General features: G+C 46.9%; 25 protein-coding genes. 8 read left to right on the plus strand and 17 right to left on the minus strand.

Annotation, left to right across the window (positions count from 1 at the left end; all coding sequences use genetic code 11):
- The first annotated feature begins 73 nt into the window (after positions 1 to 73).
- The gene (locus AC2T0J_RS12920) at positions 74 to 1,057 is read left to right on the plus strand and encodes a universal stress protein (RefSeq protein WP_489806224.1); all 984 of its coding nucleotides are present in this window, start codon (positions 74 to 76) and stop codon (positions 1,055 to 1,057) included.
- Between the two features lie 62 nt (positions 1,058 to 1,119).
- Positions 1,120 to 1,416, plus strand: a complete 297-nt coding sequence (locus AC2T0J_RS12925; RefSeq protein WP_489806225.1) for a GIY-YIG nuclease family protein — start codon at positions 1,120 to 1,122, stop codon at positions 1,414 to 1,416.
- A gap of 227 nt (positions 1,417 to 1,643) precedes the next feature.
- Here AC2T0J_RS12925 and AC2T0J_RS12930 read toward each other — a convergent pair whose 3' ends face one another.
- From AC2T0J_RS12930 to AC2T0J_RS12945, 4 genes are all read right to left on the minus strand, one after another.
- Complete coding sequence (locus tag AC2T0J_RS12930; RefSeq protein ID WP_489806226.1) at positions 1,644 to 2,600, minus strand: coiled-coil domain-containing protein; 957 nt, start codon at positions 2,598 to 2,600, stop codon at positions 1,644 to 1,646.
- A 20-nt stretch (positions 2,601 to 2,620) separates the two neighbouring features.
- The gene (locus AC2T0J_RS12935; RefSeq protein WP_489806227.1) at positions 2,621 to 3,283 is read right to left on the minus strand and encodes a hypothetical protein; all 663 of its coding nucleotides are present in this window, start codon (positions 3,281 to 3,283) and stop codon (positions 2,621 to 2,623) included.
- Positions 3,276 to 3,818, minus strand: a complete 543-nt coding sequence (locus tag AC2T0J_RS12940) for an RNA polymerase sigma factor (RefSeq protein WP_489806228.1) — start codon at positions 3,816 to 3,818, stop codon at positions 3,276 to 3,278. The genes AC2T0J_RS12935 and AC2T0J_RS12940 overlap by 8 nt, the downstream gene beginning before the upstream one ends.
- Positions 3,819 to 3,893: 75 nt before the next feature.
- Positions 3,894 to 4,802, minus strand: coding sequence for a hydrogen peroxide-inducible genes activator (locus AC2T0J_RS12945; RefSeq protein ID WP_489806229.1), 909 nt, complete (start codon positions 4,800 to 4,802; stop codon positions 3,894 to 3,896).
- Positions 4,803 to 5,415: 613 nt separating this feature from the next.
- Here AC2T0J_RS12945 and AC2T0J_RS12950 point away from each other — a divergent pair.
- A complete protein-coding gene (locus AC2T0J_RS12950) occupies positions 5,416 to 5,604 on the plus strand; it encodes a hypothetical protein (RefSeq protein WP_489806230.1) in 189 nt (62 codons plus the stop codon).
- A gap of 20 nt (positions 5,605 to 5,624) precedes the next feature.
- Here AC2T0J_RS12950 and AC2T0J_RS12955 read toward each other — a convergent pair whose 3' ends face one another.
- A complete protein-coding gene (locus AC2T0J_RS12955; RefSeq protein WP_489806231.1) occupies positions 5,625 to 5,813 on the minus strand; it encodes a hypothetical protein in 189 nt (62 codons plus the stop codon).
- 22 nt (positions 5,814 to 5,835) lie between these two features.
- Here AC2T0J_RS12955 and AC2T0J_RS12960 point away from each other — a divergent pair, with 22 nt between their 5' ends.
- Positions 5,836 to 6,147, plus strand: coding sequence for a hypothetical protein (locus AC2T0J_RS12960; protein ID WP_489806232.1), 312 nt, complete (start codon positions 5,836 to 5,838; stop codon positions 6,145 to 6,147).
- Between the two features lie 184 nt (positions 6,148 to 6,331).
- Positions 6,332 to 7,339: a hypothetical protein gene (locus AC2T0J_RS12965; protein ID WP_489806233.1), complete on the plus strand. Its 1,008-nt coding sequence runs from the start codon at positions 6,332 to 6,334 to the stop codon at positions 7,337 to 7,339.
- Positions 7,340 to 7,391: 52 nt separating this feature from the next.
- On the opposite strand, the gene AC2T0J_RS12970 is transcribed toward AC2T0J_RS12965, so the two are convergent.
- Positions 7,392 to 8,249, minus strand: a complete 858-nt coding sequence (locus tag AC2T0J_RS12970) for a PEP-CTERM sorting domain-containing protein (RefSeq protein ID WP_489806234.1) — start codon at positions 8,247 to 8,249, stop codon at positions 7,392 to 7,394.
- A 406-nt stretch (positions 8,250 to 8,655) separates the two neighbouring features.
- Entirely contained in the window at positions 8,656 to 9,000 is a 345-nt protein-coding gene (locus AC2T0J_RS12975; protein ID WP_489806235.1) for a hypothetical protein, read from the minus strand.
- A gap of 75 nt (positions 9,001 to 9,075) precedes the next feature.
- Here AC2T0J_RS12975 and AC2T0J_RS12980 point away from each other — a divergent pair, with 75 nt between their 5' ends.
- Positions 9,076 to 9,528 carry a GDP-mannose mannosyl hydrolase gene (locus AC2T0J_RS12980; RefSeq protein ID WP_489806236.1) on the plus strand — a complete coding sequence of 151 codons (453 nt, stop codon included), beginning with the start codon at positions 9,076 to 9,078 and terminating at the stop codon, positions 9,526 to 9,528.
- A 100-nt stretch (positions 9,529 to 9,628) separates the two neighbouring features.
- On the opposite strand, the gene AC2T0J_RS12985 is transcribed toward AC2T0J_RS12980, so the two are convergent.
- The 3 genes from AC2T0J_RS12985 to AC2T0J_RS12995 form a co-directional block, all read right to left on the minus strand.
- Positions 9,629 to 10,768 (minus strand): hypothetical protein, encoded by a 1,140-nt coding sequence (locus AC2T0J_RS12985; protein ID WP_489806237.1) that lies wholly within the window; start codon positions 10,766 to 10,768, stop codon positions 9,629 to 9,631.
- A gap of 277 nt (positions 10,769 to 11,045) precedes the next feature.
- On the minus strand, positions 11,046 to 12,143 hold the full coding sequence (locus tag AC2T0J_RS12990) for a hypothetical protein (protein ID WP_489806238.1): 1,098 nt from the start codon (positions 12,141 to 12,143) through the stop codon (positions 11,046 to 11,048).
- Between the two features lie 212 nt (positions 12,144 to 12,355).
- Complete coding sequence (locus tag AC2T0J_RS12995) at positions 12,356 to 12,781, minus strand: organic hydroperoxide resistance protein (protein ID WP_489806239.1); 426 nt, start codon at positions 12,779 to 12,781, stop codon at positions 12,356 to 12,358.
- A 105-nt stretch (positions 12,782 to 12,886) separates the two neighbouring features.
- Between AC2T0J_RS12995 and AC2T0J_RS13000 the strand changes: the two genes are divergently transcribed.
- Both AC2T0J_RS13000 and AC2T0J_RS13005 read left to right on the plus strand, forming a co-directional pair.
- Positions 12,887 to 13,327, plus strand: a complete 441-nt coding sequence (locus AC2T0J_RS13000; protein ID WP_489806240.1) for a MarR family winged helix-turn-helix transcriptional regulator — start codon at positions 12,887 to 12,889, stop codon at positions 13,325 to 13,327.
- 185 nt (positions 13,328 to 13,512) lie between these two features.
- Positions 13,513 to 13,695: a hypothetical protein gene (locus AC2T0J_RS13005; RefSeq protein ID WP_489806241.1), complete on the plus strand. Its 183-nt coding sequence runs from the start codon at positions 13,513 to 13,515 to the stop codon at positions 13,693 to 13,695.
- 46 nt (positions 13,696 to 13,741) lie between these two features.
- Here the strand turns inward: AC2T0J_RS13005 and ccoG are convergent, their stop codons facing one another.
- From ccoG to AC2T0J_RS13040, 7 genes are all read right to left on the minus strand, one after another.
- A complete protein-coding gene (gene ccoG / locus AC2T0J_RS13010; RefSeq protein WP_489806242.1) occupies positions 13,742 to 15,100 on the minus strand; it encodes a cytochrome c oxidase accessory protein CcoG in 1,359 nt (452 codons plus the stop codon).
- A 74-nt stretch (positions 15,101 to 15,174) separates the two neighbouring features.
- Positions 15,175 to 16,596, minus strand: coding sequence for an aminotransferase-like domain-containing protein (locus tag AC2T0J_RS13015; RefSeq protein WP_489806243.1), 1,422 nt, complete (start codon positions 16,594 to 16,596; stop codon positions 15,175 to 15,177).
- A 210-nt stretch (positions 16,597 to 16,806) separates the two neighbouring features.
- A complete protein-coding gene (locus tag AC2T0J_RS13020) occupies positions 16,807 to 17,511 on the minus strand; it encodes a hypothetical protein (RefSeq protein WP_489806244.1) in 705 nt (234 codons plus the stop codon).
- 14 nt (positions 17,512 to 17,525) lie between these two features.
- Complete coding sequence (gene cysI / locus AC2T0J_RS13025; protein WP_489806245.1) at positions 17,526 to 19,223, minus strand: assimilatory sulfite reductase (NADPH) hemoprotein subunit; 1,698 nt, start codon at positions 19,221 to 19,223, stop codon at positions 17,526 to 17,528.
- A 236-nt stretch (positions 19,224 to 19,459) separates the two neighbouring features.
- Complete coding sequence (locus tag AC2T0J_RS13030) at positions 19,460 to 20,209, minus strand: SapC family protein (RefSeq protein WP_489806246.1); 750 nt, start codon at positions 20,207 to 20,209, stop codon at positions 19,460 to 19,462.
- Positions 20,210 to 20,350: 141 nt separating this feature from the next.
- Positions 20,351 to 23,407, minus strand: a complete 3,057-nt coding sequence (locus AC2T0J_RS13035) for a TonB-dependent receptor (protein ID WP_489806247.1) — start codon at positions 23,405 to 23,407, stop codon at positions 20,351 to 20,353.
- 560 nt (positions 23,408 to 23,967) lie between these two features.
- Entirely contained in the window at positions 23,968 to 24,438 is a 471-nt protein-coding gene (locus AC2T0J_RS13040; RefSeq protein ID WP_489806248.1) for a protein-tyrosine phosphatase family protein, read from the minus strand.
- Positions 24,439 to 24,445 lie beyond the last annotated feature (7 nt).

Raw genomic sequence — 24,445 nt, forward strand, 5'->3', positions numbered from 1 at the left:
ATAGACTGGATCCCATCGGATCCAGCGATCATAATTAATAGTAAGTAGGACCGATTTTGCAGGAGCGTTTGTAATGCAAGGGCACTTTAATAACATTCTTTGTGTATTGGGCAGCACTCAGGCGCAACAGCCTCTAATAGAGCAGGCGCTGCATGTTGCTGTTAGCCATCAGGCTGAAATTACCTTTCAACTTGCACTGGAGAACCTGCCACCGAACGCCGGGCTGGTTATGGCGTCGTTTGCGTACCTCGAATCAGAGCAATCGCTGCTTGCTAATGCACAGCAGTGGCTCGATGAAACACTCGCCAAGCTCGAATTTAGCGAAAAACCACAAACAAGAGTGACTGTTGGAAAGCCCTTTTACGATGTAATTCAACAGGTACACAGTGGTCAGCATGATTTAGTGATAGCCCAGGCCCGAAGTGGAGTAAGTGGCTTTTTATTTGGGGCCGATGCCATGCATCTGGTGCGTAAATGCCCTTGCCCGGTGTGGCTGGTGCACGAGGCGCAGGTGCGCAATTACAAAACCGTTATGGCGACTGTCGATGTAAACTATCATTTCACTGATGATGAAAATACCATACGGCGACAACTTAACGACGATGTGCTGAAAAGCGCGGCGGAAGTCGCTTTACTCGAAAACGCCTCATTACACATTGTGCATGTGTACGAAGCTGCACCCGAACATATGGTGCGTGACGGGTTAATGCGTATTAATCGAGAACTAATGGATACCGCTCTGGCCGAGATTAAGCACGAGCGGGGTGAGGCGTTGCAGCAGTTAGTGGCGGGTTTACGCAAAGACTTCGACGAAAAAAGCCTCGCGTATCTTAAACCCCAGATACACTTGGTTGAAGGTTATCCTGGCGCTATGATTTGTCGGACAGCTGAAATGCTTAATGCAGATGTAGTGGTAATGGGAACGGTGGCAAGGACAGGGCTCCCCGGCATTTTAATGGGCAATACAGCCGAAGACACCATTCAGAATCTGGGTTGTACATTACTGGCACTTAAACCCCGAAACTTCGAAAGTATAGTACCCAAGGCGGAAAACTAACCTTTTGAACAGTTGAGTTAACTGACGGGATTTATCATTAATAGCCTCAACGGAGGCTACGTATGATTGATAAACACCCAGCGGTTTATATTCTCACCAATTCACATAAAAGTGTGTACTACACCGGTGTAACCACCAATTTGTTGCTCCGCATCTACCAGCACAAAATGCATCTTGCCGACGGCTTTAGTAAAAAATACGGCTTAAAACTGTTGGTGTACTTCGAAATGCACGAAGACATTGAAGCTGCTATTCAACGTGAAAAACGCCTCAGGCACTGGCGCAGGGATTGGAAGATAAAACTGATCGAAAAACAAAACCCCAACTGGCAGGATTTGTACCCTCTGATTCAGGGATGACAATTTATTTTTCGTCATCCCGGCACTGAGCCGGTATCTCCCAGGTATACTGATTAGTCTAATCAGGGGATTTTTTTGACAGAGGACTGTTCAGTAGATCCCGGATAGTTTCTAAGAAACATCCGGGATGACGGGGAGGTACGCAACTTCCGGGCTGACCGGGAAGAATAAATATCCCGGGTGACAGGGAGATAGCTAACTTCCGGTACGTGGGAAGTGAGAGAATCCTAAAAAGTATATACCTGAGCTTTGGCTAGCATATCATCAGCCGACAAGTCTTCGGTTACGCACCGCTTAACGTCTTTTTTGCTGAAGATATATACACGATCAGCGCTTTTCCCTTCTTCACTACGGCCAAAATCATCGAGCACAAACGTAATGTGTTCGCTATCTGGCAATTCTCTTAATCCGGCGCCAAAGCTACAAAGGGTATCGCCAATACTGGCTTCAAAGTTGGCCAGGAAGGTTTTATAGGACTCTTCCTGGGCCTGCTTTTGTTTTTCCAGTTCCGCTTTCTTTTCGGCGGCGAGTTCTTTGGATTCCTGGGCGATCGCCTGTTCTTTTGCTTTAAGCTTTTCGAGCTCTTTTTGCATTTCTTTCATTTCTTTTTCCACTTCTTTCTGGCGCTCTTTGTCGGCCGTTCGAAGTTCAAACTCCAGATCGCGGTTACGGCGCTCCAATTCACGTATTTCCCATTCCACTTCGCGGTGGTCGCTGCGATACTCACGCAGGCGATCGTCGGTTTCCCTGATAATGTGCTCCACTTTGCGTATTACTTGATGGGCAGTGTCTTCCCAGTCGACCGACTCGAAAACAACGTCATAATCACCGTCGGTTTCTACGTGCACCCCATCGGCTACAACGGTAACCGAAGGCGCAGGCGGTGCGGGTGGTGCGCCGGGAATATTGCTTAAAAACTCACCAAAATTAAAATCGAACACCCGGCTCATACCACCGGTGCGAATGGTAAATACCACGCCCTGTTTAGCCAGGTAAGTAGACTCAATACTACGAAAGCGCACTTTGTCTTTACGGGTGTCCTGTTTTAGTGCTGTTTCGATCACGCCAGACATAATAGTGAGTTGACGGTCGAGTTCGGGTAAGTCCTGTGCCATAGCAACAGTGCTTAACGTAGCGCTACCGATTAATGTGCCCAATAGCGTGGCAATAGTGGTCATTTTCATAATAGTGTCCAATAGGTTGGTTATTCGGTAACGGCGGTGTAACCGTCGTCGATGGCGTTAATTTCACGCTGCAACTGGGTGAGCTGACGTGTGTAGTAGCGCTGATCGTCGTCGCGCTGTTGGTTAATAAACTGCACCAGTTCGGCAAAGTCTTCGCGACGCTCCTGGCGGCTCGACTTCAACAGATACTGGGCTAACTGCGCGCTGCTGTCCTGCTGTTGTTGCTGCAGGGCATTGACATACTGGGTAAACATGGCCTGATTAGCCTGTTGGTAATCATTAATACGGTCGGCTACCAGTGCGGCCACTTCGGCTTCAGTAGGGCCTGCTGGTGCACTCTTAGCAAAGCCCATGGTAACGCGGCCCTCTTCTACCTGAACTGAAAAGCCACTCAGTACCATTACCATGGCCGCTGCGGACATGGCCATCGACATTGCGGGCAGCCCTTGCCATTGCCACCACTTAGGTTTATCCGGGGCAATAAAGGTTGCGTTCTTATCCCAGGCGGGCATGGGCGGTGCGCTGAACTGCTCGGTCGCCACATTAAGCTGGGTAGCTGTGGCAACTTGCGTGGCAAACTCGGCATCGCTGATGCACAACGCCTCAAACGCGCTGCGTTCGTTTTCTGTCAGGGCATTATCGAGCCACTGACCAAACAAATATTCAGGGGATTGATTAACCATGTTCTACCTCCAAATCCAGTTTTAACTTCGACAGGGCGCTGTACAGGCGCGACTTTACCGTGTTGCTGGAGAGTCCCAGTTGTTCGGCAATTTCCTCAAAAGTAAACTGGCCAAAAAATTTCAGTTCAATCACAGCCCGTTGGGCAAGCGGTAAGCGCTGCATGGCATGGGTTAACGACTGGCTGGTAATGTCGGTCATTAATGAATGCTCAGGCGTTGGGCGTTCGCAACTTAGCTCTTCGCTATCTTCAAGTGGGGTATCCGGGCGTTTACGCCGGTAAAACTCAATACAACGAAAGTGCGCAATGCGATACAACCAGGCTTTAAAGCTGCCTTCACCTCGAAAGTTCGACAGGCTTTTAAATACCGCAATGAAAATATCCTGCATCAGGTCGGCCGCGTCGTGTGGCGTGCCCGTCATGCGAATACCGTATTGATAAATACCGGTTTCGTAGCGTTTGATTAGCGTGAACCAGGCTTTCTTACTGCCTTTTAAGGCCTGTTCAATAAGTTGTTCATCACGCTTTTCAAACACCGGATATTCCCATTTTTATGATTGTGTTGTGGGTATAGTCGGGGGACAGGACAAAAAAGTTTGCCCTGTTTTAAATTAATTTAGCGTAGGTACTGGTAATAAGGGAGAAAGAATTTCACCTACCCGGCGGAATAGCCGCATCCGCGTGGTACCCGAGCGCCATACCAGGCCTATTTCCCGAAACGCATTATCTTCCGAAGGAAACGACACCAGATTGGTGTTGTTTAACAGATCCTGATTAAGCGCCAGCTCCGGTAAAAAGGTGTAGCCAAGCTTGCTGTTAGCCAGTTGCACCAGGGTGTATAATGAACTGGCGGCCAGAGAGCTAATTTGATCGCTGTGTTGCAAGTTACAGGCACTCACGGCATGGCCGGTCATGCAGTGCTCTTGCTGTAACAGAAAAATACTCTTTTTCGGCAAGCTGGTAATATCCAGCGGCTTAGGTAACTGCCTGGCCAGCTCGCTATGAGCAATTAAATGAAACGGATCGTGCCCCAACACCATTTGTTTGCAGCCTGGCGTTTCCATGGGGAGTGCCAGTACCAGCAAGTCCAGGCTGCCATCGGTTAATTGTTGCAGCAGATTAGCGGTGGTATCTTCCTGTAACTCCAGCTGAATTTCAGGCAGGAAGGCATTAAATGCACCCAGCATGGATTCAAACAAAAATGGCGCGATGGTGGGAATAACCCCTAGCCGCAGTTTACCCCGCTGCCAGTTTCCGGCGTTTTGCGCATATTCAACCAGCTCCCCGGCTTCCTGCAAAATAACCTTGGCACGCTCCACCACATCCAGGCCCAGTGAGGTAAACACAAAGGTTTTATGTTCCCGCTCCAGCAACTGACTGCCAAAGTGCTCTTCCAGATTCTGGATAGCCGTACTGAGCGTAGACTGGCTCACATTACAGCGCTGCGCGGCACGATGAAAATGCTGTTCCTGATGGAGGGTAACCAAATAATGAAGATGTTTTAAATTAGGCCATTTCATGCATTTTACTCGATTGTTATTTCTATTTTTAATCTAGTATATAGATAAAAAGGAAAAATGCATCTTAATATTAAAGTCAACCAAGGCTCCAACTTTGTCATACCGGCCTCTTCATCTTTCCGCTATTCCTGAAAAGAATGGCTCATTTAACATTACCAATAAACCAAGGTATAACTGAAAAGGAGAGCCCGGATAGTTTCTGGGAAACTTCTGCATAACGGTGTCAGACCAAAACCACTTATAAAAACCAATACCTGCTAAACGTCGGTAATAACTAACATCAGAAATTACACTGTATAGTAACTAAACAATGGATAGGTTGTTGTGCCCTCCAGGCAACAATCAGTGTTCCTTCCATTTCTGTGTTGTGTGAACCCTCTATAGCCCCGTTAATCACGGGGCTTTTTTATGCCATAGAACCTGTTATTGCATACCAAATGAACCTCAGGCGCCTGAAAAGCAATCAAAATGCACTAAAAATAAGCGGTTCGCCTATGTCATGTGCATGTCATTAATTTGTATGCTTCGCCATTGTGCAGTTGTTATAGTATGGAGAATGAATATTAAAACTATTAATTACAATTGCTTATAAATAATAAGGAATAACTAAAGCTTGATTAGCCAAAAAGACTTGGTGAAAAATTCGGTGTTACGCGTTACTGAAGCTGGTACTAAGGTTGACGGCGTTATTCTAAACGGGGTGGAGGTCAACAGTAAAACCTCTCAGTATTACGGTTGCTACGATTATTACGGGTATACCGATGAGGGCAGCTCAGACATAGCGAAAGCCAGTCAATTTTAGATAAGAGATTTACATAACCATTAATTGCCGGGTGTTGATGATGGGCAGAGCTTGCCGGCAGTATCGAACTGCTGGAAGCGGCTGAGGATGATGGAATTATCCACTTTAAGGCCACGCTGCATATAAATCCTGGCACGTTTGATAACGCCACGATGGGTATTGCAGGTATTGCGCTGCATTTTGCTGCCGAAGTGCGCCGAACTACCCATTATGTTGCAAACCTGAGTCAACATGATCACCATTAAGGTACGCCTTGATGCGTTCCATAGTGAACTGCAGGATTATATGCAAAAGGCCACTCAAAAGGGCCCGTACAATGAACCTGTAAACTCAGGTATTGCCAAGATGTTCTTATATAACTTGCGTAAGTTTAATGCCGAGATGGCAGCGTTGAGGTTAACTAGCGTTGAGCGTTCCCTGCAGAGCAATAATGTGTTTGAGCTGTACGAGTATTTCAAGCTCACCGGTCATCAGGGTTTACTTTGTCAGCTTATTGAAGTACAGCAATTTGAGCTTAAGGCTGAGATACCCTGCGCGGGGTAAGTTATTTTTTAGGTTTTTGTTTTTAAAGTAATTAAATCTGAAATCCCTGGCCAGAGACTGAGCGAAAATTATCGCCTGTCAATCCCAACATTTTTGCATTCATATTTACTCACTGGCACTATCGTTTATATTATAAATAGCAACCAAGCTGCTTGTGGTGCTTGCGTTTATTTGAGAAGTATAGATGTTAAAGAGTGCCCAGATTGTGGCCCATCAAACCCGACTGTTCCCCAAAAATCAGGGGGCCGATAAGTACCTTATTAACGGCATTGCCGCCCGTTGTGACTGGGTGGTGTTGTCGGATCTACAGGCGCCACAAACTGCGCTGGTAAAGCGTACATCCCATACGCCTAAAACCGTGTTTTTGTCGCTACGGGCACCGTTTGTAGCGATTAAGTATTTTTATGATGAGGTACTGCCACAGCTCACTGCACCTTTTGTGCTGGTGAGTGGTTCGGAAGATATCACCGTGCCCAACCAAACGGATAAGCGCTGGCGAGCCTTTAATGGCCAGGAACAGGCGATGATCGAAGGGATCCTCGCACACCCCAATCTCATTCACTGGTATGCCGAGAATTTGGATGATAGCAGTCAGGCTGGTATGAGCCCGCTACCGTTGGGTCTGGTTCATCATGAGTCAGATGCCACGCCAGACCTGGTTGATCCCACCCCGATACCTTTAAGACGCCGCACGAATACGGTGCTTTGCGCTCACCGTATTCGCAAGGGAGAACAATGGGCTCCTCGCCAGCGCGTCAGCGAGCTGGCAAAGTCTGACTGGGCAGGCTTTTGCCATGTGATTGAAGAGGAGGTCAGCCTGGCGGATTACTTTACGGCACTGCATCAGCACAGTTTTGTGTTGTGCGTGGAAGGCGGTGGTGTGGATCCCTCTCCCAAAGCCTGGCATGCCTTGTTAAACGGTACCATTCCTATTATTTGCTCGCCGGGTTTACGGGCGGCTTACCAAAAGTTTCCGGTGGTGTTTGTGGATGACTGGTCGGCCAACAGTCTAAATGATGCCATGCTGGCTAAGTGGAAGGGAGTACTGCAGCCCTGGTACGATGAACCGGTTTTGCGCCAGCAGGTAATGTACAAGCTGGGGTTAGATTACTGGTGGGATAGCATTAGCAGTCACTATATGCGCCATGCGGTTGCTGTATCGGCCTTCACTGCCTGTTCAGTGCAGGTATAAAAAAACGGCGCTTTAAAAGCGCCGTTTCTGGTATCGGGTAGTTTTTTCTGAGTTATTTCTTAACGCGACGGGCTGCGCCAACACCTATTAAGCCCAGCACGAAGAGCAGTGCAGTAGCCGGAGCAGGAACGCTAACCTGACCAATCGGCTGACCAGTAATACCCACAACAATGTTGTCGAATTCGCCAGCAATACCCGAAGTGGTGACTACCATACGGTCAAACTGTTCTTCGAGTGTGAAATCGATGTTAACGTAAACGTTTGAGCTGTCACCTGTTCTGTCGCCTGCGCTACCGTTTAATTCAGTCAGTAGTTCGGTACCAGTCAGTGAGCCAATCAGGTCCTGACCTGAGTAGAACGCAAAGCTGTTATAGGTATCAACTGAACCCCAGTAGAAGCCCAGGTAAGTAATACCGAATGGGGCTTGTGCGCTGTACATGTTATCGAAGAACGCCAGCATCGGCGAGTAATCGAAGGTTACACTGGACACGCCTGAACCATTATTGGTCAGGTATCCATAACAGGTGTTATCACCTGCTGGTGCTGCAGCAACACGTTGCTTAGTGCCTTTACGTACATTAATCTCGCCAACGTTACCATCGATATTAATGCCCAACGGACTATCGTTAATACTGTTAACCGCACACTCATTTTCGAATCCAGATACAGTGTACTCAGTTGAACCAGGGGATCCTGGAACACCAGTGGCCGCGTCAAAGGTTTCGATCAGGTAATTACCTGGAGTCGATGCGCCGGTGATAGGATCGATGTATTGACTGGTTAAACCTGAACCGTCTGTAGCGGTTGCACCACCAAAAGAGATAGTTGCAGCCTGAGAAAAGGTTGCAACACTGCTTAACAGCAATGCGCTGATTGTTAAAACTTTACGAGATGAAAATAACTTACACATTTTACTACCCTTGTGTCTGTTGACTGCTTTCTTCTCGTTAATAAGCGAATTCCGTGCCATTATTTTATACCATTGATTTTCAACATGTTATTTTGTTTTAGAGACAGGGTCTCATAGCAGTTGTAAAAAAAATTGACTGTATTAACTTTGTACAGGCTAGGCTTTTTCACGTTATCATTATGGCGCTGACTGAACGACTTTTAAGCATGTTTACCCGTGTTATGGTATTAAATATGATAAGTGTGATGAGGCAAAGCCCGCCAGTTGGGCTATTAGGTATGATGATGCATTAGTTCATGTATCAGTGGTATGTGTTCGATAACGATGGCTATCGTTACTAAGAGTAACCAGGTGAGGCGTAAAGATAACTGACGGCCGTTGGAAACAGTAAAACACCGGCACAATGTTAAGCCAAGTAAGGTGCCCAGTTCATTACGCTACGCAGAATATCCCCCCGCTGAATAGCTCGCCCCACCATACTTTGAATACTCTCTACGCTGAGAGTGATGGCAAACACCGCAATTAAAAACAATACAATGCGATATATCAGCGTGGCGTTGGTAAACCGGGAAAAGGTAAAACCAAACAATCCGAAAAAGAGAATATGGCCGGTATTGAGTATGGCTGCGCCTAGGCTTTGTTGTAACAGCTTTGGCACCGGAATAAACAAGAGCACTGATAGCAATAAAAACACCGCGACTAACCCCATGACAGGGCGGATCCGGGAGTGTTGTTCGTCCTGAACTGCCATCCCAAGTCTTGCATTAATAAAGGGAAGGAGCTGCTACTATAGCCCTATAAAAGCCAGTACCACAAGGAGAATCACTTGGCATTTTTAAGCGAGAGCACGTTTCAAACCATTATCGGTGCCACACCGCTGGTTTCTATTGACCTGATTGTGAAAAATGGCAAGGGAGAGGTGCTACTGGGCTATCGCACAAATCGCCCGGCACAGGGCTATTGGTTTGTGCCCGGTGGTCGGGTGCAGAAAAACGAGCGGCTGGATAACGCCTTTTTACGTCTCACCGAGGCCGAGCTGGGTATGTCAATCGAGCTTTCTGCCGCTTCGTTTAAGGGGGTGTTTGAGCATTTATATGAAGACAGCGCCTTTGATGAAACGGTGTCTACTCACTATGTAGTATTAGGCTATGAACTGGTGCTGGATATTGCGCTGGATGAGTTGCCTAGAGAACAGCACAATCTGTATTGCTGGATGGCATGTGATGAACTGCTAAGCCGCGATGACGTGCATGTGCATACTAAATGGTATGTGGAATAGCGGGGCGTAAGTCAAATTTTACCCGGCATACTTTTGATGCACAATAAAGATACTCTGCTGCATGACTGGCCTCCGCAAGGAGGCCGTATCAGTATTGTTCTTATTTAACTGTTGCTTTGGCTCGCGAATCTATGGTTCTGAATATAAATTCCATAAGCTCGGGTTGCCAGATATCGTTGTGGCCTACCATGATACCGTCTTCGGTAAATATATTCATATAAGGGTTGTTCCGCTGTACGCGATTTTTAGAGGTTAATTGTAAACAGGGAGTAACCTTTGTCGATTCGTTCTGAGTGATTGTATTCATAGCGTCAACAGATTCGCAATTCTCGGTTCGGTTCAGAAAGTGGGTAACGTAGGCATCATAGTGCCCGATGCCTGTCATATCAGCCCGCCATTCTTTTACTAAATGGTGGTTAGCCTGGTTGTTGGTCGTCTTGGTTTTAAAAGGGCGGCAGTATTTAGCAGTTGTTTTCTCATGGGTTTCAAACAATACGTTAGGAATTCGTCCCACCGGAAAAGTCCACCTTACCGCCCAGTCTTCTGCTGCGCTCAGCAGCATCAACCGAGGGGGTTGATAGGCTGGATAAGCTCGGCACCCATCTTGCGCAAGATCGTAAAGTGAATGGTATAACATGGCTTCAAATGCGGGATTGATTAACACCACCAGATCGCCAAATCCTGCAACCGCATTAGTTGTGTTAAAAGGCCTGCTTTGTATATATCGCTCGGCTAAAATGCTCTGGATTGAAGAGAATAAAGCAGCGCCACCAAAACTGTGACCAATGGTTACCATAGTATTGTTGGGAGACTGATGCTTAACAATATCTTCCAGCTCCAATAAGGCAGTGATCATGCCGTTTCGGCCTACCTGATGAGCGGTTTGTTTTCTGTCCCAGAACGTCAGGAGGTGGTTAAGGTACCAGGGAAAGCGTCGTCCATGCCAACCAAGGTAAACACCTACCACCTGTTGCTCTGAGTTTTCCTTAGCAAGACGGGTAAGAAGCTGGCGAAGTTTAATAATATCGCCGTCTTCATCGTCGCCATTGGCATTATGGTTCCAGCCGTGAATATAAGTGACTAATAATATGGGTTGGTTTGCGTTGGTAAGCGTTCGTAACTGGTTCATTACGGTCTTTTTATTGGCGGTGCTATAGGCTGCTCCCTGATCGTCAAATTCAACAAAATGCAGCTGATACGTTTCAGTGGAACTCGCACTCGTAGAGGCTGATTTAGTCATACCTGAGTTGGCGCAGGAATTCTCACCTTGGTAAGGGCATATTCGACTATAGTCGTTTCTGAATGCGCCAGAGTTCATGCAGCCTGTGCTTATGAGCGTTACGATTAGTACGCTTAAGGATTTGAAAGTTTTTTTGTGGCGTTGGAATAGGTTGAGTAATCTGGTCATGGAGCGATTCTTATTTTTAATGTAGTTAGAAGTGACTTAACAGTTGGGTATGAGCGAAAAACTGACCGCGTTATTTCACTCATGCCGATACAATTTGTTGTTAATACTATTAATTACCGGTAATAAACGAGCGGATACTGTCGAAGCCTGAACGGTACGCGAAGAATATCCCTACATCATCTGCCCCTTTGCCCAGATTCGCTTTGAATCCCACCACAAAACGGCCTTCGTCCGGATCGGCATCCGGGGCGTTATTTAATTGCCATTCGCCACGTAGTAGCCAGCGTTTTTGATCTTCCAGGCCACCGTATTCCTCAAAATTGAGATAACTTACCCACACCTTGCCACGGGGAATGCTGTTTTTGGCATTGCGGGTACTATTGCCAAAGTATAAGTACTCGCCCAGCAAACCGTAGTAGTGGACTACGGCATCTTGTTCGTCGGTAATGCTGTCGCGGGTTTTAAAGCCCGCCAGCGCCCCAACCGTAAAATAATCCCTAAGCGCATCATCTTTATCGGCCCAGAAGTTGGTGGTCACTTTGGTGTAGATATCTAGCGAGTCGGATACGTCATTGAAGGTGGGTTGACTCGGTTTTGAGGTTTCGTCTTGGGGCATTTCTTCAGACTGGTCGCCTTCAGCTTCACTGGCAGGTTCCGCAGGCGTGCTGTTATCTTTTGATTCGCTGAGAGTCGGGCTGCTGGCAAAGAGTCCGCCGATTTCCCAGTGCAGTGTATTACCGCTCTCAGAGCGCCATCGGCCATCAAAGCCAAATTGGGCAAAAGGGGTTTGTTCTTCCAGACCTTCATGTTCATTATTATTGTTGTAGGATGAGTTAAGTGAGTAGCCCACCATAAATTGGTTCGTCCAGCTTGATCCATCGCTCGGGGTGTAATAAGTATTTGCGCAATTTTTAGTTAAGCTGTTTATCCAATCTTTACGGTTCGTTTCTATTACCGGGGTTGCGGGCGAGCCTGGGTGTTTCTTCACTGCAAAATGGCTAAGGTCAATTGTATCGATCTCCCGGCCAGCAGAGCAGGTATCAAAACTGGCTTCAAAGCTTTTGATCTCTGTTTCTACACAGGTTTGTTGGTCTTTGTCTGCGCAGCGAACAATCAGAGTGGAACTGGCGTTAGCTTTTGTTATAGGTACCGCGGTTAACAGCGTGGTTGTTAGTATAATTAATGGGGAGTATTGAGATTTTTTCATTGCCTTTCCTTGTATGTTTTTTATACAGGTAGATGCAATGGTCGGTTTCTCTCATACAAATTTTAATAATTTAGAATTTGGTGGTGTTAGGTACAAAAGGCAGGTTAAGTGCGAACGGGCGGACAGAGAGTAAATTGGCAAGTCAGATGACCAAGCCTGAGTTTGGTAAAGGCAACGCTTTAACAAAGCGTTGCCTGAATGTAAGCGGTTATTTAAACCACTTCAAACTCTACTTCTACATTACCACGGGTGGCGTTGGAGTAGGGGCATACTTCGTGAGCCTTGGCTACCATGGCTTCTTTATCGGTATCGATATCACCTAAATCCACAATCAGTTTTACTTTAATCGCAAAGCCTGTGGGAATTGGGCCAATGCCTACCTCACCGGTTACTTTAACGTCTGCCGGTAATTTTACTTTTTCCTGGCCGGCCACAAAACCCAGTGCGCCAATAAAGCACGCTGCATAGCCAGCGGCAAACATTTGCTCGGGGTTTGTACCCGGGCCATCGTCGCCGCCCAAACCTTTTGGTACAGAGAGGTCGGTTGATAAACGGCCATCATCTGATTCCGCTTTACCGCCACGACCGCCGGTTGCTGTTGCTACGCCAGTGTAAAGTACATCATCTAACTTATGCATATGGTGTCCTCCTGAAATTTACTTTGCATGCAAAGTAAAAGTAGCAAACCTACAGTTGCCTGACAACTATTTTGTATGCAAAATAATGGCAGAGGTATTTTTGTTATGACAGATGACGATCTGCTAAAGCTGGACAACCAGTTGTGCCACCGTTTTTATTCCGTATCCAATGCATTCACCCGGGCTTATCGGCCGTTGTTGCAAAAAATGGATATTACTTATCCGCAGTATCTTGTGTTATTGGCACTGTGGGAGCATAAACAGCTCACTATTTCTGCGCTGGTAGAAAAAAGCCGGATCGATCCCGGTGGTTTAACGCTTATCCTGAAAAAGCTGGAGCAAAAGGACTATGTTGTTATTCAGCCTTCAGAGCAGGATAAGCGAGTAAAACAGGTTGTACTGACTGCGAAAGGAAAATCTGCAAAGGCCGATGCTGTTGCCATTCCTAAAGAACTGTTATGCCGGATTAAAAACCTCGACATGAATGAGCTGAAGTTACTCAGTGGACTTATTGATAAGCTGTATTGTGATTTAACCCATTCCTGAGGCTTTATATCTGTTCTGTTATCCTGGAAGGCTCCCCTTCCTTTGTCATCCCGGAAGTTTCAAAGAAACTATCCGGGATCTCCCTGGTATGCCTTGATTGTTTGAATGTCTTCTAGGTTAGCTAACCTGTTCAGGAGCTCCCGGAATAAATACTGTGTATTTTACGGGATGACGGGGAGCGGGTTGTGATGGAGGGAGTAGGTTCGAAACCGGTAGAGCGAGGTTGGGGCCTTTGGGTAGCAGCAGGAGCCTCCCGCTATGTTGCCAGCACCGAGCTTTGTACCAGCAAACTGTTGTCGTTTGATTTTTATAGGCTGATTAAAAATACAGAGGTGTTCGACGCAGGTGAAGCCACCTTATATCTGTGATTCACTGCGTCGACAAATTGATGTCACCGTGTATAACGGCACTACACTAGCCAGAAAAAAAGACGGTTGATTTGCTTATTTGTTCATTGCCGGTGTTATCCGTTATTACAAAATTAAAGTGGCTGCGTTTTGCATCAGGCGGATTTGCTGCGGCTACTGATACAGATATTACCCGCTTTTCGCCAGGATATACCTCAATCGGCCCCGTTGCCGAAATAGTGGCTGAGGGTAACCCTTCCAGTGACAACATAAACGCTTTTGGGCTGCGGGATTTATTTAGCAGCGATACAGTAAACGTGTTTTCAATATTGCCTGCGATATTTTCCCGGTACAGAGCATTACGATCTCGGGTTATCCCCACCTCTATGTCACTTCGAATGTAAGCCCAGCCGAGCATCGCGGCTAAAATGGCTACTATGGCAAATCCATACAGCAGGTTGGTGACGTGCCGCCCGGAGTCTTTACCTGCTCTGGTATAACCGATGAGGTTAGGTTGGTAATTAAACTTATTCATTACCTTATTGCAGGCATCAATACACAGACCACAGTTAATGCAGGCGTACTGCAGGCCATCACGGATATCGATACCGGCCGGACACACCTGAACACAAAGTTTGCAATCTATGCAGTCGCCCTGACCGGCTTTAGTTGCATTACGCTTTCTTGGTCCTCGTTTTTCGCCTCGAGCAGCATTATAAGTCACCAGCGACGTATTTTTATCAAACATTGCAGCCTGAAAACGAGAATAGGGGCACATGTGTAAACACATTTTTTCTCTGATCCAACCTGCATTAACATAGGTGCAAGCAGTGAAAAAAAGCGTCCAGCCAGTAATTAATACAGGTGCCGAAAAAGTCAGCAACTCAGTGTATAGGGCGGTAGCCGGATAAAAATAAGACATGAAAACAGCGGCGGTCACTAAGCTTAAAAACAACCACAGGCTATGTTTTGTGGTTTTAAGGAGGCCTTTTTTGAAGGTCAGTGGTTGACTGTCTAATTTACGACTCTGGTTGTGGTTGCCTTCGATTCGGCGCTCAACCCAGTTGAAAGCCAGTGTCCAGACCGTTTGAGGGCAGGTGAACCCACACCACACCCTGCCATAATGGCGGGTTACTAAAAATAATCCAAAAGCGGCTAAAATAAACAGCAGCGCAAATATCATTAGATCCTGCGGGTAAAGCACGTAGGCAAAGAAGGTCAGTGTTTGCTGCCCCACATCAAATAAAATGGCTTGTTCGCCGCCGTAGCGGATGAAAGGCAGCAAAACAAACATCCCTACCAACAGGATATTAAGATAGCGCCGCCACTTTTGATAAAACCCGGTTTCTTCACGAATATAGATCTTACTGTTTTCTGCGGGCACTACGGTGATGATGTCTTCAGGTCTGACTTTTACGGTTGTCATAACATTACTCCAAAATGATTGGGGTAATGGTAAAGCCGCTCAGAATTGTGAATAGAAACAGTTTGAGGGTTTCTTTATAGAACAGAAGCCGTTTCGTTTGGCGTGGTACGTCGTATAAAGTCAGCCAGCTTTATTAGTTGGTTTTTCTTAGCGTCGTTTAACTCAAAAGACGCATTTACCCTGAAACAATGTGTAAATTCGTCATTAAGGCTAAATAAGGTGCCTGGCGCAATCGTCACCTTAAGGCGCAATGCCTCGTAATAGATATCCATTACTTCCATGTGTGGATGACACTCTACCCATAGAAAATATCCGCCCTCGTGGCTATGCACTGTGGCAATATCCTTAAGCAGATCACTTAAAAAACTATGCATTGCTTTTTTTCGGGTTACCAGTTTCTTGCGCAATTGTTTTAAATGTAGCTCATAGTTTTTGGTTGTCAGGTAATCAACCAGCGATAGCTGAATTGGCGCACTGGTTTCAAAAGTACTCATGAGTTGTTGCTTCTGAATGTCCAGAGCACGAGTACCCGCCGCAACCCAGCCAATGCGAAATCCGGCAACCAGTGATTTAGAAAAGGATGAGCACAACATGCTGTTGCCATGTTGGCGGTAGTGTTTTATTGGTAAGGGGGCCGAACTCCCACTATACAGCTCGGCATAGACATCATCCTCAATCAGCGCTATCTGATATTTGTCGAGCAACCCGGCAATTTGTTTCTTTTTCTGCTCAGACAACGAGTACCCCACTGGGTTCTGAAAGTTTGACATCAACCAGCACGCTTTTACGGGATGGCTTTGTATGGCTCGTTCGAGTGCTGCTGGATCGAGACCAGTGGTAGGCGAAACTTTTATGGTAATGGCTTTAAGGCCAAGTCTTTCCAAGGCTTGCATACAACCATAAAAAGTGGGGGATTCGATAACAACCCAGTCACCGGGTTGGGTACAGGCCTGCAAGCTTAAACTTAACGCCTCAAGCGCACCGGCGGTAATGACTATCTCATCCGGCGCAATACTGATCCCCCGGGCTGCATACCGTTTGGCGATCAATTTACGTAAATCAGCATTGCCCGGCGGTAAATTATCGAGTGCGCTGGTGAGGGATATCTGCCGGGCGGCAGCCGCTACCGATTTGTTGAGGTGCTGCCTGGGATAGAGCGACGGATCGGGATAAGCAAAGCCCAGGCTCAACATATGTGGGTTCTTTGATGCCTGCAGGACTTCAAAGACAAAATCGTTAATACTGACTGCCTCGGAGGTTTGTACCAGATTACCTGCGTCAGATTGTGTTTTGGCTGTCACAATGTAACCGGAGCGTTCCTGAGAACTAATATAGCCCTGACTTTCCAGAATTTGATACGCATGAAGTACCGTCATCAAACTGTAACCGGATTGTTCCGATTTTTTACGCAAAGAAGGCAGCTTGTCTTGTTCCATCCAGACCCCGTTTTCAATTTGGGTCTTGATTTGTTCTGCTAGTATTTCGTACTTGGCCATGTTGGATGTCGCTTATTTGCCATGCATCCAAGTATAACAAGATGTCATTAAATCTGTTATGGAAATACTATAAAGTCCTTTGCCTTGACCTTAGTCACGGGCTGTCTATTAGTCGGCTTGTTTGTTGTGTTACCAGCTCGGCCCGTTTTTACGTTGGTGATGGTTTTTGGTTGGTAGCGCATAATGTGCCTGGTACGTTTGCTAATCTGACTACTGAGGGCAATCGCACGGTCCCCAAATTCTTAAAAAGTAGTCAAGAATGGTTAAACTATGCCCGGTATCCGGCCTGTGCTCGAGGATGCTTTCATTACCGGTTAAAAACGCCGAATGGTGATGTAGCCATAACGTCATCCCTGACCATCCCAATGATAGGGATAACGGGGTTGAATAGGTTCGCGCGTCAAACCTGACCAGCATAGGCTCAGACTGCGCTGTGAACGCAAGAATTTCGCTACCATATGGCAGGCTACTGGTTCTTTTGGTGCAAACTGACCAACTCAAAAAACGCGCTGGTAGAACAGATGTCAGAAAGTCATTTGTCTGGTTGTTTTTATGGACGTATTTAAGACCTGGATACTGCGATTTGGTGTTGAGTCCACCGAAAGCCGCATTTAAGACCAAATGCGCAAAGCCGAATGCAAAGATTGGGCATTTGTTTCGCCGTGCCTCCTGTAACCACAGAAAAACACGTGAGGGCAGCGTGCCAAATACCCGACAGTCCCAGACGCCGGATACAATAATGACCGGGCGATGTTTGGTACAGGGCAGGTGCAGAGCGTTATCGGCCAGTAAAAACTGATCGGTGTGCAACGATATGCCCAGGTTCTCGGTTAGCCAGTCTTGTGGCTCACCAATAACCCGGGTTGCTTCTTTGGGCACCGTATCAAGCTGAACAAAGAGTAATGGCGCGTTCAAACCACACTCCTTAGTTAAGCTTTTACATAGAAATCATCCGGCGCATGCACAACCGGTTTTACCACATTACTGTTAATGCAGAAGTCACCAAAGCCCATGGTGTTATCCGGATAAGCGGCCCATTGTTGGATGATGGTGTCCAGTGAAGCCAGGATATCTGCAATCGGCTCATTGGTTTTATACAACCGCGGGATGCGTGTGCCAGTCGCATCACCACCGAGATAAAGATCGTATCGTCCAATAGCTCTGCCAACCAGACCAACCTCAGCCAGCATGGCTCTGCCACAGCCATTTGGACAACCCGTAATGCGAAAGATAAAGCTTCGGTCAGTCATGTTATGCTTTTGCAGCAGCTTATCTATTTCCGCACTTATGTCTGGTAAAACCCGTTCTGCCTCGGCCATTGCTAACGGACAGGTTGGTAATGACACGCAAGCCATAGAGGCTTTGCGCTGCGCAGTGATTGTTTCATCAATGAGATGGTATTTTGTTGCCAGCTTCTCAATGCGTGCTTTATCTGCTTCCTTCACATTGGCGATAATGAGATTCTGATTTGGCGTTAAACGAAAATCCCCCTTATGTATCCTGGCGATTTCTGCAATACCCGCTTTGCGGCGTTTTGCATCCTCGTCGGTCAAACGGCCGCTGGGAATAAACAGAGTTAGATGGTAGGCGTCATCAACACCTGCTACCCAGCCAATGCGATCACCACGTCCGGTAAATTTAAGCGACCGGGGAGGTTCAAAAATGATGCCGGCGCGCTGTTCAACTTCAGCTTTGAAAACCGCCGGACCTACGCGTTCTAAGGTATATTTGGTTTTTGCATTGCGGCGATTGGTTCGGTCTCCCCAGTCGCGTTGGGTCGACACTACCGCTTCAGCAACCGCCAGGACTTTATCGGTTTTCACAAAACCAAAATCGTTTGCTGTTCTCGGCCAGGTTGTCTGATCGCCATGAGTCATGGCCAGCCCACCGCCCACCATTACATTGAAGCCCGCTAAGGCGCCGTTTTTTTCAATCGCGATAAAGTTGAGGTCGTTAGCATGAATATCCACATCATTTTGCGGCGGGATCACCACTGTTGTTTTAAATTTTCGCGGTAAATAGGTATTGCCCAGAATCGTTTCGTTTTCATTGCCATGTTGTACTTTTTCGCCATCCAGCCAAATCTCTGCGTAGGCGTTCGTTTTTGGCAACAAGTGCTCGGAAATACGCTTAGCCCATTCGTAGGCTTCCTGATGTAACTGACTCTCAACCGGATTAGATGTACATAAGACATTTCTGTTGACATCCCCGGCGGTGGCTTTGGCATCCAGCCCAAGAGTATGTAGCAGTTGATGCACGGGTTTAATGTTGTGTTTTAATACCCCGTGTAATTGTATTGCCTGACGATTAGTGATCCGTATTGAGCCGTACTCGGTGTGTTCAGAGGCAAATTTGTCTATACCCAACCATTGTGCGGGAGTCACTATGCCGCCCGGCAGACGAATGCGTAACATAACAGTATGCAAGGGTTCGAGTTTCTGTTTGGTTCGTTCCTGGCGTATGTCTCGGTTATCCTGCTGATACATGCCATGAAAGCGGATGAGTTGAAAGTTATCCCCCTGAAAACCGCCGGACAGTGGATCCTGAAGATCATCACTGATGCTGCCTCTGAGCAGGTTACTTTGTTCTTTTAATCGTTCGTTATCCGACAGTTTTTGCTTACTCATAATGACGCTTCCATCCAATATCAAAGCGCTCATTGTTACTGAGTGTGTTTTTTATAACAGGTACAGAAAACGATTTATATCTGATAACAGATCAAGGGGACATCGTTACATTCAGCCCCAGTTTTTATCAACTAACCCGGGGCGTTTTCGTCAGAGCTGTACTTACTCAACAGTGCGCAAAGAAAGACTCCCTTTGCTGCTGATGCAAACCCTGATGTTTAAAACGTATGCTGAGATTAGTTTTGTACAGCAAGTAATCGGGCATTTTTCAGGTCGACCAACTTGCGAATATTGGCTAATGAAGACGCCGCCATAAAGGCTAGTTTAAGGTAACCTGATTGATTGAGCTGATGTAATTGATTAGCGTCGAGGTTTGCCAGCTTTTCTTCACTGATAGTGTAGTGCCCTGCAATCTGTAGTGCTTCGCCATTTACTAACTCTACATCAACGGAAATTGGTTCAAACAACCCCATATTGTTGAGCATGCTGTACATGCCGTCGGCCTGTTGAAGTCCGTTATGTATAACCATGAGAGCAGTACTGATATGGTTTAAATACTCGCTGTTACCACCCTGTGGGAGAAACAGTTTCTTACCCGATTCAATGCCCACCTTGGGGTGATTCATGTCGATATGTACCATCGGGTTATCATTACCTTGTTCCCGGTGCAGGCCGATCACGAAGGGCCCTTTGGCGATCATTGCGGGAACATAATCGGCCAGCCAGCTGCCCAGATGGTTTGTGAAAGGGGGAACTTCCGATAAAAACAGGTTTTCATCTTTTTGTAGCCCCATTAACACTACTGCCTGAAATTTGTTAAGGTTTTCATCATAACGAAACAGAATAGGGTAATGACGGCTGACACTGACAAACTCGGTGGGAAACGTTAGAGTGCTGGTAATATTATCACCAAACTCATGGCTGTAATGGGCGGCAACGACCGTATCGGCGTGTGTCACATTATCCAATAGTACTGTTGAAACCATGTTTTAACTCCAGATAAACAGGGATTTTTTGTGCGCGTAGAAAGCAAAAACAACCCACGGTAGCAATATAATGTACATTATTTTATCGCTACGATGGGTTGCGTAAAGTGGCATTAACCTGTAGCTAATGCCGGGCTTTCTTTAGAAGGTATATCGTGCACCAATATTGTATCGTGCACCCAGATCCAGCATGTACCACAACTGGTTTTTGTTTCGTGCGTGCTCGCGGGTGTTTTCATTGGTCAGATTGAGCCCTTCAAAAAAGACCGACAAGTTTTCAGTAACATTGTAACTGACATTCATGTCGATTTGTGAGTAGGCTTCAATGTATCCGGGGTTATTCGAACCACCAACGTTGACCCGATTAAGGAACTCATCACGCCAGTTATAAGCAATACGGGCAGTGAGATCGTCTTTTTCGTAAATCAACACGAGGTTGGCGGTATCACTTAGTCCCACCAGTGCAAACTGGGAAACGTCCGGACTACCTTCGTTATCAAAAGAAATGTCACCCCGTACAATAGTGTAGTTGGCCTGAACACCAAATCCACTGTCGCCAAAGAAGTGTTGCACGGCTAACTCCGCACCATACAATTTTGCCTCTTTATTATTTTGTGGCAAATCGGTGCGGAAGACCATTTCCGGGTCGTCTGCATTCGGAACCAGATCCCATCCGGGAGTTTCACCGAGTTGCAGCAGCTGTTCATTGGTACCCGTGTAATCATCTGCGCCATTCGGGAATGCCTGTGGTTGCTCAAGTAACACCATCATTGCAAACAGCGATGTATCATCTACGGCAAATCCACGGTCGCGCAGTGCCTGCGCTGCCGCCTGGGCTCGTGGCCCGACAGTTTGGTCTCGAATACCAAAGAAAGTCATGTCCTGATTACCGGTACCGATAAAGTTAGCGACTCGTTTTTCAAAAAAGCCGATAGACGCATAACTGGTATCGTTGTAGTAATACTCAAGGGACAGGTCGAAGTTATCCGACTCCAGCGGCAGCAGGCCCGGGTTAGACATACTGGCTCCTGGTAGGGCACCGTTTAAAGTAGACCCGGTGGTACCAAAACCTGAGGGTGAGTTACGAAGCGAACCATAGGGGGCTCTTGCAATGGTTTTACCATAAGAGAAACGTCCTTTCACTTCATCGGTCAGCATAATGTCAAAGTCGAAGCTGGGTAACAAGTTATCGTAACTGGACTTAGCTGACAGAGGGATCGTCTCGGTCGCCGGATCGGTATATACGCTAAAGTCGTTGTTGTTTTCCCAAATCAGATAGCTCGGTGGCGTTACCAGTGACGTTGAAGTGACATCGGTGGATTCATATCGAACCCCGGTCAGAATGTTCACCGGCATACCACCCAGTTCACCTTCAAGCTTAACCTGGAAGTACGCTGCGAGGGTATCTTCTTCAACAATATCGTTGTTGGCAATAATCGGGCTAACCCCAAAGAAGGTGCTGTCCGGATACAGTGCCATCGCCTCTCGGGCCAATGCAATAGCATCGCCGGTAAAGCCTAATCCCTGACTCTCACCAATGTCGTAGTCGTCAAACTCTTTATCAAAGTCGATGCGACCTAACAAGCCTTCTGAAAATTCGCCAGGGTTTGCTATCCCCCAGTTGCCTAACGTTTGGTTATCCCCTGCTGTTTGACGTGCATTCATTTCCATGGCACGGCTTTCTACGCCCACGTCAATCGAACCTGCGTCGAAGAAATAGGTTGCATCCAGTTTATACTGGTCGATTTCTGTCACCTGGGAAGCATGTCGGAAGCGCATAATTGACGAGCCAACATCCGCAGCATCGAGTACGCCGTTATTATTGCCTTTGACGCTGTCGTCATACACATTGCGGTAAGTCGGCAGCGTTGGATCAAACCACCACTCCCGTGAAGTAACCGTTGGCGAACCGATACCTACACCAATCTCACCGCTGGCCATATTGCTGCTTGGACCGGCGGGCAAACTTTCCATTTTGGAGTTATGGGCGTCAAAATTGATGCGCAGGTTATCTTTGGCAAACCAATTAATATTTAAGCCGATAGAGTTGAGCGTGTTTTCTTGCTCGCGATAAGCCTGTTCATAACCTTCATCCACAGTCCCAACGTAGTTTTCTGCAACATAAATAGGGGTTGCAACTGCTGAGTCATCAAAAACAACCTTGGTGATGTTAGACCCATTCTGCATCCAGTTACCAATTTGTCCCAGATTTTCTTTGATATGATTCTGAGCATAGAAGTAGTCGAGTGTGGCAGTCACATCATCGTTTGGCGCATATTGAAGTGATAACTGCGCGTTGGTCCGCGTGCGATTGGTGTCTGAAAATTCATAGCGCAAATCGTTAGGGCGCGCATAGAGCTGACCATCTTCCGGTGTATTTTCGAACACACCCATATTTTCTGTATCGTATAGTGTATTCGAGTCGTTAGGATCACCCCAGGTACCAATGTTCCAATCGTTTACGGTTGCACCAATGTAACCTGAGTCACGCTCTTGAATGCTGGCAGCCGCCGAGACGCCAAACGTTGCATCATCGTCAGTCCAGTTGATAATGCCTGAAACTTCTGGTGTGACATCGTTGCCGACTCGATTTGTCGTATCATGTACCGCTTTAATGCCGACACTGGAACGAAATCCTGGATTGTCTAACGGACGGGCAGTCAGGATATTTACTGTTGCGCCAATACCACCGGTAGCAATGTTAGCTTTACCTGTTTTATAGACTTCTACTGCTTTTACACCTTCTGAGGCCAGGTTAGCAAAATCGAAGGCCCGGGTGGCTCCGCCCCGAGTGTTGGTACCACCGCTACCACCACCATAGGTTTGTGCTGCAGGCATCATACGGCCGTTCAGAGTGATCATGTTGTTTGAACCACCAAAGCCGCGGACCGTTACTTCGTTACCTTCACCGTTTGTACGGCTGATGGATACACCTGTGATGCGTTGGAGTGACTCAGCAAGGTTAGTGTCTGGAAATTTACCGATATCTTCGGCGGAAATCGCATCTACTACACCCGAGGAATCGCGTTTAATAGCAGCAGCTTCCTGCAAGCTCGATCGCAGCCCCTTTACCTCGATAACCTCTACGGGTTCATTGGAGTTTTCCTGAGCGATAACGGGTAACGCAAGGCTGGTGCCAAGCACGGCAGAGATTGCCGTAGTCATCACCGATTTATTGAATTGCTTATAAGTTTTCATATATGTGCGTCCTAAATTGATTACCGTTGTCTGTTTAGCGGGCAGTAAACTTCACTTTCCGCAGACGGTGACAAGCCGTCTGAATTTAAATCCATATATTTGTACTATAAATGTTAATGATTTGTGATGATTGCTCTATTATTTTTATGCGTAACTGGGGTGTTATTTCTGGTTTTTATTGCCAAATTTGATTTTTACGACCTCAGTTTACGTCTGAACTGGTGAGTTCTTTTTGGGGATAGAACAAAGGGATGGTTGTCAGACCGTCATATTCTGAATGTAAACAGATCATGGTTTGGTCCGCTTTCCGAGAGCTGCTATCAGTGAGCAGGGCACGTAAGTGTGTCTGATTATGAGTATGGTAACGTTAATATGAAACCTTACTGAACCGTAAAGGCTGTAAAAATCTCTTCTTGGCATTCTGGGAGTTTCGCAGTAATTATCCGGGATCGCCTGGGTTAATTTCGGTATGTATACTGCTTAACAGTGATTGGGAAATCCCGGCTCGGAAGCTTGGAAGACAGCCGTGCAGGGCCGGATGACAGGATACGGGTAATACGTTATGCCACTATCGCTGCGGCCTGCTGGAGTTCGCGGCGGGAAAGCTGATTCGCTTTATCACCACCGAAGCTGTGAATAATGTTATAGGCGCTGCTAGCTGGGATCCTTTGGTGAATACACAGTGCGTAAAGGAATAAGCGGCAGCGCTCGCAGTTGCCATCGCAGTGCAGGTAAACTTTGCCGCCTTCGCGCAGGGTTTCTGCCACTTCCTGTAAATACTGCTGCATAAATGCTTTTTCAGTATCGTTGTTAACAAAAATATCGGCGATGTTGAAAGGAAGCCATAACCAGTGTAGGCCTGCATTGGCTACATCGCTTTTGAGCTCAGGTTTGTTTTCTTCTGATGTCTGAATAGTGGCAATATGAGTAACGCCTTGCCGGCGTAATTGAATGAGATAGTCGGGTGTTGGCCTGGCGCCAAGCGTAATGCGCCCATTGCCGACGGTAAACCAAGAAAGGCTGGTTGTCATAACGAAA

The sequence above is a fragment of the Alteromonas sp. ISO5 genome (assembly GCF_058105165.1).